Origin of the sequence: Longibacter sp. (genome assembly GCF_051155795.1) — a bacterium.
Lineage (GTDB): Bacteria > Bacteroidota > Rhodothermia > Rhodothermales > Salinibacteraceae > Longibacter.
Genome location: NZ_DAXETW010000113.1, coordinates 1 through 9,098 on the forward strand (window position 1 = coordinate 1; position 9,098 = coordinate 9,098).

Here is a 9,098-nt window from a genome sequence, read left to right on the forward strand (position 1 = left end):
CTGTCATACCATGGAGCAGCCCCTGCCCCAACTTTTTGTTCTGCCATGAACGCCGACCGCTGGACGCAGATCGAACGGATCCTGGATGCGTACTTCGATCACGAGAAGGAGGATGCCGATCCGGAGGAGCTCTTGCTCGATCTGTGCGATGGCGACGAAGCCCTGCGAGATGAGGTGTCGGCACTCCTCGACGCGGAGAGCGATGTGGACGCGGTGCTGGAGCGAGACGCAGCGTCCCTCGCGGCACCGATCGCAGAAGAGATCGTCGCCGAGGAGTTTCCGGACGAGGACGCGGCCGGCGCTCGCATCGGGCCCTACGAGCTGGAAGAGGAGATCGGCCGCGGCGGAATGAGCGTCGTCTACCGCGGGCGTCGCGTGGACGGGCAGTTCGACCGGGAGGTCGCTATCAAGCTCCTGCCCCGGGCGTTTTCATCGGAGCGGCGCATTGCCCGCTTCCGGGCCGAACGGCAGATCCTGGCGCAGCTCAAGCACCGCTCCATCGCGTCGATGCTGGACGGCGGGGTGACGGAGTCGGGGCGGCCGTTCCTTGCGATGGAGCTCGTGGAGGGCGTCCCGATCACGGCCTACTGCGACGAGAACGACTGCTCGGTCGAGGAGCGACTGGCCATGTTCGAGGACGTCTGCCGCGCCGTGGAGCACGCCCATCGGCGCCTGGTGGTGCACCGCGACCTGAAACCCGGAAATATCCTCGTCGCCGAAACGGCGGACGGCCCGGTGGTCAAGCTTCTGGACTTCGGCATCGCGAAGCTGCTGGACGAGGACGAAGCGGAGTGGACGGCGCCCGTCACCCGAACGGGGGAGTACCTGATGACGCCGCAGTACGCCGCGCCGGAACAGGTTCGGGGGGAGGCCATCACGACGGCAACCGACGTGTACCAGCTCGGCGTGCTCCTTTTCGAACTTCTCGCCGGTGTTCGGCCCTTCCGCATCGAGGGTCGCAGCCTCACCGAGATCGAACGCGTCATTCTCCGGACCGACCCGGACCCGCTCCCCGACGCTGCAAAGCGTGCGGGACGACCCGACGAAGTCATACGTTCGCTGCGCGGCGATCTGCAGACGATCGTCGGGAAGGCGATGCGGAAGGAGCCGGATCGGCGCTATCCCTCGGTTGAAGCGCTACGAACGGACATCCGACGGTCGCAGACGGGGCTTCCCATCGAGGCGCGTCCGCTCACGTTCGGGTACCGAACGCGAAAGTTCGTGCGACGCAACCGGCCGGTCGTCATCGGCGGAGCACTCGTGCTGGTGCTACTCATCGTATACCTCGCCACGGTGACGGTCCAGCGCCAGCGAATTGCTGAGGAACGAGACCGGGTACGAATGGAGGCGCAGACCAGCGAGGCGGTGACGGAATATCTCGTGGACCTGTTCAGGGCTACGGACCCCAACCGGGCGGCAACAAACCCGCCGACCGCCCCGGAGCTTCTCGACGACGGACTGGGGCGAATCGATGCATTGGACGATCAGCCCCGCGTCCAAACCCGGCTCCTCCGCGTGATGGCGCTCGCGTACCAGAACCTCGGGGAGTACCCGACTGCGGATTCCCTTCTCAACATCGCGGTGCAAACGCAGGAGGCGACGTTGGATCCCCGCGATCCCGAGCTTGCCATCACGTACCGGGTGCAGGGCGGGCTGCGGATGCATCAGGGGGCGTATGCGGAGGCGGAGTCGCTCCTGGTTCGGTCGGTTGACATCCTCTCGGACGACGCGCCGGCCGGTGCAGAGCTGGTCCTGGCGCTCGATCGCCTCGCCGACGCCCAGACCGCCCTGAATCAGAACGAGGAAGCGAAAACGAACTATCGTCGGGCGCTTTCCACTGAAGAAACATTGCCACCAACGGAGCGCGTGCAGCGGTCGAGCATCCTGCATGGCCTGGGCATTCTCTACGGGGAGGAGGACGACTTCGTGCCGGCCGAGTCGCTTCTGACCGAAAGCCTCCGTCTGCACCGTGAACGACCGAACGTTCGCCCGCTGACCCTCGCCCGCGTGATGTCCAGCCTGTCGGTCATCCACATGAAGCAGCAGGAATTGGATGAGGCGGAAACCCTCCTTCGCGAGGCGCTTTCCCTGAAGCGCGAACGGCTCGACCCGGGGCATCCCCGTCTGGCGTCGACGATTAACAACCTGGCCGTCTGCCTCGAGCGGAAGAAGAAGTACGACGAAGCAGAATCGCTCTACCGCGAGACCATTGAGATCCTTCGGGCGAACCACGGCGACGTGCACCCCGGGATCGCGTCGACGCTGAGCAACATCGCAAGCCTTAGCATGCGGCGCGGCGACTTTCAGCAGGCGGAGCAGCGGTATCGGGATGTGCTCGCCATGGACCGGCAGCTGCTCCCACCGGGCCACTTCTACATTGGGAACGACCACATGCGCATCGGGCAGGCGATGGCCCGTCAGAACCAGTTTGTGGAGGCCGAGACTGAGATTCTCAAGGGGTGGGAGATGATTGAGGCAAGCCTCGACTCCGGAGCCCCGGCGCTGGATCGTGCTCGCAGCCAGGTAAAAGAGTTCTACGAGGCGTGGGGCCGACCTGACGAGGCCGCGGGCTTCGAAACTCCCCCGGATACAACCTCTGCAACCACAGGTGATTGAGCCGTCGTCTTCCCGGATGCCCCGGGCGCCCTGCCCGCGACGCCTGACCCCGATCGCCACCCTCGTTCCCACCACTCACATCTCAGCCCTCTCCATGGCCGACCTCTTCGACGCTCAGGCCGAACAGGCGCGACGTGATCGGGCCCCCCTCGCCGATCGCATGCGTCCCCGCACGCTCGACGAATTTGTCGGGCAGGATCACATTCTGGGAGAGGGGAAACTGCTGCGTCGAGCCATCGAGGCGGATCGGGTGACGTCCGTCATTTTCTACGGGCCGCCGGGCACGGGAAAGACGACCCTCGCACGGATCATCGCCAACACAACGGAGGCGCATTTTACGTCCATGAACGCCGTGTTGTCGGGCGTGAAGGACATCCGGGAGGCGATCCAGAAGGCAAAGAACCGGCTCCGTCATCATCAGACGCGCACCATTTTGTTCGTGGACGAGGTGCACCGGTTCAACAAGTCGCAACAGGACGCGCTGCTGCCTCACGTGGAAAACGGCACGGTTGTTTTCGTCGGTGCGACGACGGAGAACCCCTACTTCGAGGTCAACAACGCGCTCGTGAGCCGATCGCGCGTGTTCGAGTTAGAAACGCTGGACGAGGACGACCTCCGGCAGGTCGCGGCGATGACCCTGACCGATCCGGACCGCGGCTACGGCGACCTGGATGTGTCGATCACGCAGGAGGCGATGGACCACCTCGTCAGCACCTCGAACGGGGATGCGCGGTCGCTCCTGAACGCGCTGGAACTGGGCATCGAGACGACGCGTCCGGATGAGGACGGGACGATTCACATCAACCTGCAGGTGGCGGAGGACTCGATCCAGCAGCGAGCCGTCCTCTACGACAAGGAGGGAGATGCCCATTTCGATACCATCTCTGCATTCATTAAAAGCCTTCGCGGCTCCGACCCCGACGCCGCCCTTTACTGGCTGGCACGCATGGTGTACGCCGGCGAGGATCCGCGTTTCATCCTTCGCCGCATGCTCATCTTTGCAGCGGAAGATATCGGGATGGCCGATCCGGAGGCGCTTCGGGTGGCTCAGAGCGCGGCGACCGGGTTCGAGTACGTCGGCATGCCCGAAGGACAGTTCCTTCTGGCAGAGTGCTGCCTGTACCTCGCTACCGCCCCGAAATCGAACACGGCGTTTTCGTACTTCGACGCCCTCGAGCACGTCAAGAACGAGACGTCGGGGGAGGTGCCGGATCCGATGAAGGATGCGAATCGCGACAAGGAGGGACTCGGCCACGGGAAAGGCTACAAGTACCCGCACGCTTACCGGGAGCATTACACGCCGCAGCAGTACCTGCCGGACGACATGCAGGGCCTGTACTTTTATCAGCCGACGGGCCAGGGGTACGAGGAAACGGTTGCCGATCGACTCGCCGAGTGGCGCGACCGCGACGCCGCCGAGGAAATCACGAAGCGCGCGCATCGCTACGCGGAGGAAAAGGATACGTCGTAGGTCGTAGGTCGTGGGTTGGATTGCTCGACAGAGGTTCTCGCTTAGCATCCTGTCATTAATCCATCCCACAAACAACCCACGACCGACAACCCAGGAAAAAAACGCGCCCCCGTCGAAACGGAGACGCGCTCTCTTGCCACGAAGCACCGGGGGAGTCTCTAGAAGAGGAGTCCGGCGGAAATGCCGAATGTGCCGGTCTTCACGGACGGGGCCGGGTCGTCGTCGATCGCATTTGTGAGACCGAGGTCGTACCGGAGGTCGATCATGACCGTGCCGAAGCCGGCAGTGATGTCCACACCCGCACCGAAGACGCCGCTGACCTCGGTATCGCTGAAGTCATCGGTGTCGCCGGAGATGCTTCCGCCGTCGCCGCTGATTTCGCCGCTCTCACTGGCTTTGATGCCGACGGCCGGACCGATGGTAAAGTGCGGACTGATCGGGCCGGTAACGGGAATCTGAAGCTTCGCGAGGGCATTCAGCTGGATATAGTTGGCGGTGACACTCAGGGTGCCGGAGGCATCTCCCGTTTCAAACCCGCGCTGCGTGTAGATAAGTTCGGGCTGGAAGGCGAGCGGTCCGACAGGATCTACAAGAAGGACGACGCCCGCATGAAAGCCGGTTGTGCTCTCAATCTCGTCGGTCACGTCGTCGCCGCGAACGTTGGCGAAGTTGACACCGGCACGCACGCCTGGTTTGATGTCGAGCTGCGCGAGCGCAGGTGTCGAGCCGATCAGGAGAAGGAATAGGGCGAATACAGTCGCTTTGCGCATCATGAAGTTATTCAGGTTGAGGAAATATATTACTGGATACAGGGTCGACACGCCCGGGCACAGTCGATCGTTACAGTGGACGCGCGGACAGGTAGAACGTTAGAACGAAGGTAGAACAAAGTGTTCACCATTCTCACGATGATCAATCGTGCACCATCTTTTTACGTTGAAGATGCGGGCAAATGCGTCTAGACAGTGCGTGTCGTGGTTTCGGTATGCGCTCCACCCTTCTGGAAAACGCCGAACAGCTGTCGGGGCCGACACCGTCACTTCCCATGCGTGTCCCGCAGAATGGTGGTCGGAGACACGATAAGGTACTCAGCGAAACTTGAGTCTCCGCCTGTCTTCGCATATCCTCCATCAGTCCGAAACAGGAAGCGGGCGACTGCCTTTCGCGCACATCCTCTACCACCATCCCTCCGTCTCTGCATGGACACGTTGCTCCACTGGGCCCACCGCATCGACGACTGGAGCGAGCGAACGGGTCGCGTGATGTACTACTGCACGCTGGCGATGGTGGTGATCGGCGCGTTCAACGCCGTCGCGCGGTACACCGATAAGTACACCGGTCTGGGACTCAGTTCTAACACGTGGCTTGAGTTACAGTGGTACCTGTTCGGTCTCGTTTTCCTCCTGGGCGCCGCCTACACGCTCAAGCACGACGACCACGTCCGCGTCGACGTGCTCTACAGCCGTCTCTCTTCTCGCGGCAAGGCGTGGATCGATCTGGCCGGCACGCTCCTTTTCCTGTTCCCCTTCTGCGGGCTCGTCCTCTACATGTCAATCCCAATGGTGGAGAACTCCTGGGCCGTGCTGGAGCAGTCGCCGGATCCGGGCGGCCTTCCGCGCTACCCGATACGAACGATCATCCCGATTGCCTTTGTCCTCGTGATGATCCAGGGGGTGGCGATGACGATCAAGCAAGTGGCCATTCTCCGCGGGCACGATCCCGATGTCGTCGACCCGAGCGAGTCCGTCGGTGCGGATCCGGTAGACCCCACGCTTCCGGGTGACACCTGACCTGCGCGCCCACCTGCCCCCCGTTTCCCCCTTTGCATTTTCCCTGCCCCCTCTCCACATGGACCCCGATCTCCTCGCGCCGCTGATGTTCGTCGGCGCGCTCGTGCTCATCTTCTCCGGCTACCCGGTAGCCTTCGCCCTGGGCGGCACAGCGCTCCTGTTCGCCTCCATCGGCGTCGAAGTGGGGCTTCTGGACTGGGCGCTCATGCAGGCCCTCCCGGATCGGGTGTTCGGGGTGATGTCGAACTACGTCCTCCTCGCGGTGCCGTTCTTTATTTTCATGGGGACGATGCTGGAGAAATCCCGGCTCGCGGAGGACCTGCTGAAGACCGTCGGACAGCTCTTCGGGCGGGCGCGGGGTGGACTGGCTATTGCCGTCGTGGTCGTCGGGGCATTGCTCGCGGCTGCAACGGGGGTCGTCGGCGCGTCTGTCGTCGCAATGGGGCTGATCTCGATGCCGGTGATGCTTCGGTACGGCTACTCGGAGGAGCTGGCCGCCGGGGTCATTACGGCGTCCGGCACGCTGGGCCAGATCATCCCGCCGAGCATCGTGCTCGTCGTGCTTGCGGATCAGCTCGGCATCAGCGTCGGTGACCTCTTCGTCGGAGCGCTCGTCCCGGGCCTCGTCCTCGCCGGCCTGTACGGGCTGTACGCTATTGGCGTCGCGTTCGTGCGTCCGGCGGCCGCACCGGCCCTGCCGGAGGAGGCGCTGGACATCGAGCGATCCCGTCTCATCCAACGGGTCCTGCTCGTGATGCTGCCGCCGCTCGTGCTCATCCTGCTCGTCCTCGGTAGCATCTTCGCCGGCGTCGCCACGCCGACGGAGGCGGGCGCGCTCGGGGCCGTCGGGGCCATCGCTCTTGCCGCAGCCAACGGCCGGCTCTCCTTCGACGCGCTGCGCGAGACGATGGACGAAACCACGCGCCTCACCGCCATGGTGATGTTTCTCCTCGTCGGCTCGACGGCCTTCGCCCTCGTCTTCCGCGGCCTCGGAGGCGATTTCTGGATCGAGGACCTGCTTACCAACCTGCCCGGAGGCATCATCGGCTTCCTGATCGTCGCGAACCTGGCGATCTTCATCCTGGGCTTCTTTATCGACTTCTTCGAGATCGCATTCATCATCATCCCGCTCCTCGCCGTCCCGGCCGCACGCGTCCTGACGCCCGAGTTTGGCGCGACGGCCGACGCCGCGCTCGTCTGGTTCGGCGTCATGGTCGGTATGAACCTGCAGACCTCCTTCCTCACGCCCCCGTTCGGATTTGCCCTGTTCTACCTTCGCGGGGTCGCACCGGACAGCGTGTCGACCATGCAGATTTACCGCGGCGCGATTCCCTTCATCGTGATCCAGCTGATCGGTCTCATCCTCATCATCCAGTACCCGGACCTCGTGACCTGGGGACTGTAGACGCGCGGACCCGCAATAACAAAAAAGGGCCCCACCGCCAACGGCCGGGCCCTTCGTTCATTCGCTGGAGAAGGAGGTCAGTCGATCTCGTCGAAGATGTCGTCCAGGTTCTGAATCTGCTGCTGCGTCGCGCGATCGGCGTCGAAGCTGCCACTGGCGGACATCGTCTGGTCGCTGAAGAACTGCACGCCGTCAAACGAGAAGCTGCCCGTCATCTTCGCGTCGCTGGCGGACGTCAGGGTGAGCGTTCCGGTCTGGGAAAAGGCGATAAACGGGTCGCCGCCATCGCTGTACAGATACAGCGCGGTGAAGCCGTCGGTCTGCTGGGACGTACCATTTCCGATGTCATACTCTCCGGTCGACGGAAGCTGATTTGACCCGCGACCGATCGACACAACGGTGGTGTCGGACGAACTGATCTCAAACAGAACGATCGCGAACGCCGGGTCGCTCTGGTCCAGGTCCTCGCCGGTGGCAAAAAGTGCATTGCCGTCGAAGTCGCCCCCGGAGGAGACGCCGGAGACGGTCACGTCGGCAGAGCCGCCAATGGATGTGTCTCCGCCATCCGAGCCGCCCGAGTCGCACCCGGTCGTTCCGAGGGCGAGTGTCAGACTGATCAGTAGCATTGCAAACAGCGATACGAAAGGGGAACGCATGGGGGAGGAGTCGATCGTACGGAAGGATTCGGACGCCGACCCTGACCGCGTTGCGACACCAACGGTCAGCGGGCGCGGCCGTCAGGGTGGCCTGTACTCTATTCGCGTGGTAGGCCGCAGAGACCGGACACCCGCGATTCGTTTCCCAACCGACCGCTTCCCCGAAACGAGGCGGTCGCGGATCCCGTCGAAGTCCTCCCGCCAGCGATGTCCGTCCCGGTCCAGCGGGTCACACGCACTTGCCAACCTCTGTTCACTACCTCGCCGGTACGATGGCGCCCGAGTACGACATCGACTTTCGTGAACGGCCGGAGGCGTATCGCTACTCGTCGGACGAGAAGGGTGTGTTCAAGGTCGAGCCCTACAAGAGCGAGCTTCTCCCACACTGGCAGTACGCAGATGCGGCTTCGGCCCGGAAGGCCGTCAAGGCGATCCGGTCGCGCTACCTCACGTACCGGGACGCCGGCGACTTCGTGGGGATGGACATGGCCCGCAAGTACCTGCAGATGGGGTTCACGCGGGCGATGCGATACGCCAAATACCCCGGCGGGAAGAAATACACGGAGGATGGGGAAAAGCGAGATCCACAGGAGTGGTCCGACCCCGAGAAGCGAGAAGCGGCCGTGATCTTCCGGGAAGCCTGGCAGTCCGTCCGCGACGACGATCTGTACCAGGAGCGAAAGCGACACCACATGGAAAATGTCTTTGATCCGTCGGCATCACCGACGTAGAGGGATTGCGGGTGTTGTGGGGGGTTTGTTGTTTGTCGGATTGCGGCCGTGGGTCGCGCTGTTGAGAACGGGAGGGGCAGGGGAAGGGGAGAGAGGGAGACAGCGGCCCGAGTTGGACGCGAGTGCCCCGTGCTGATTTTCGCGTCTCGAGTTTTTGGGTGTGCAACGAATTAGGGTGTGCAACGAATTTCGTGGAATTAGGCACAGGCGGCCTCCGGTGAGGAAATGAGCAACGGCCCGAACCGCGGTGTAATCGGGTTGGATGCACCGTACTCAATACCCAATCCGCCATTCCCAGTTCGCCGTTCAACCCCCCGAACCTCAACCGTCACCACCCGCTTGCTCGGCAAAATGCTGCTCGAGCAGAGCGTTCACCCGGTCCGGGGCGTCGTGCTGGACCCAGTGGGTGGCGTCGGGAATGCGTTCGAG

7 protein-coding genes are annotated in these 9,098 nt (G+C 63.3%); 5 read left to right on the forward strand and 2 right to left on the reverse strand.

All coding sequences use genetic code 11. The features are described from left to right. Positions 1 to 45 precede the first annotated feature (45 nt). On the forward strand, positions 46 to 2,616 hold the full coding sequence (locus ACFCU0_RS11790; protein WP_434973874.1) for a tetratricopeptide repeat protein: 2,571 nt from the start codon (positions 46 to 48) through the stop codon (positions 2,614 to 2,616). A 94-nt stretch (positions 2,617 to 2,710) separates the two neighbouring features. Next, positions 2,711 to 4,087 carry an AAA family ATPase gene (locus tag ACFCU0_RS11795; RefSeq protein WP_434973875.1) on the forward strand — a complete coding sequence of 459 codons (1,377 nt, stop codon included), beginning with the start codon at positions 2,711 to 2,713 and terminating at the stop codon, positions 4,085 to 4,087. Between the two features lie 158 nt (positions 4,088 to 4,245). Here the strand turns inward: ACFCU0_RS11795 and ACFCU0_RS11800 are convergent, their stop codons facing one another. Next, positions 4,246 to 4,908, reverse strand: a complete 663-nt coding sequence (locus tag ACFCU0_RS11800; protein WP_434973876.1) for a porin family protein — start codon at positions 4,906 to 4,908, stop codon at positions 4,246 to 4,248. 378 nt (positions 4,909 to 5,286) lie between these two features. Between ACFCU0_RS11800 and ACFCU0_RS11805 the strand changes: the two genes are divergently transcribed. Together ACFCU0_RS11805 and ACFCU0_RS11810 are read left to right on the forward strand one after the other, a co-directional pair. Then, complete coding sequence (locus ACFCU0_RS11805) at positions 5,287 to 5,877, forward strand: TRAP transporter small permease subunit (RefSeq protein WP_434973877.1); 591 nt, start codon at positions 5,287 to 5,289, stop codon at positions 5,875 to 5,877. A 58-nt stretch (positions 5,878 to 5,935) separates the two neighbouring features. Further along, complete coding sequence (locus tag ACFCU0_RS11810) at positions 5,936 to 7,282, forward strand: TRAP transporter large permease (RefSeq protein WP_434973878.1); 1,347 nt, start codon at positions 5,936 to 5,938, stop codon at positions 7,280 to 7,282. A gap of 77 nt (positions 7,283 to 7,359) precedes the next feature. On the opposite strand, the gene ACFCU0_RS11815 is transcribed toward ACFCU0_RS11810, so the two are convergent. Further along, positions 7,360 to 7,938, reverse strand: coding sequence for a hypothetical protein (locus tag ACFCU0_RS11815; protein WP_434973879.1), 579 nt, complete (start codon positions 7,936 to 7,938; stop codon positions 7,360 to 7,362). A gap of 272 nt (positions 7,939 to 8,210) precedes the next feature. Between ACFCU0_RS11815 and ACFCU0_RS11820 the strand changes: the two genes are divergently transcribed. Further along, on the forward strand, positions 8,211 to 8,669 hold the full coding sequence (locus ACFCU0_RS11820; RefSeq protein WP_434973880.1) for a DUF4385 domain-containing protein: 459 nt from the start codon (positions 8,211 to 8,213) through the stop codon (positions 8,667 to 8,669). The last annotated feature ends 429 nt before the right edge of the window (positions 8,670 to 9,098 follow it).

What these genes read in the sequence shown, in the direction of transcription:
- ACFCU0_RS11795 (WP_434973875.1), top strand. Translation starts at nt 2,711, where the DNA reads ATGGCCGACCTCTTCGACGCTCAGGCCGAACAGGCGCGACGTGATCGG.
- ACFCU0_RS11805 (WP_434973877.1), top strand. Translation starts at nt 5,287, where the DNA reads ATGGACACGTTGCTCCACTGGGCCCACCGCATCGACGACTGGAGCGAG.
- ACFCU0_RS11790 (WP_434973874.1), top strand. Translation starts at nt 46, where the DNA reads ATGAACGCCGACCGCTGGACGCAGATCGAACGGATCCTGGATGCGTAC.
- ACFCU0_RS11820 (WP_434973880.1), top strand. Translation starts at nt 8,211, where the DNA reads ATGGCGCCCGAGTACGACATCGACTTTCGTGAACGGCCGGAGGCGTAT.
- ACFCU0_RS11810 (WP_434973878.1), top strand. Translation starts at nt 5,936, where the DNA reads ATGGACCCCGATCTCCTCGCGCCGCTGATGTTCGTCGGCGCGCTCGTG.
- ACFCU0_RS11815 (WP_434973879.1), bottom strand. Translation starts at nt 7,938, where the DNA reads ATGCGTTCCCCTTTCGTATCGCTGTTTGCAATGCTACTGATCAGTCTG.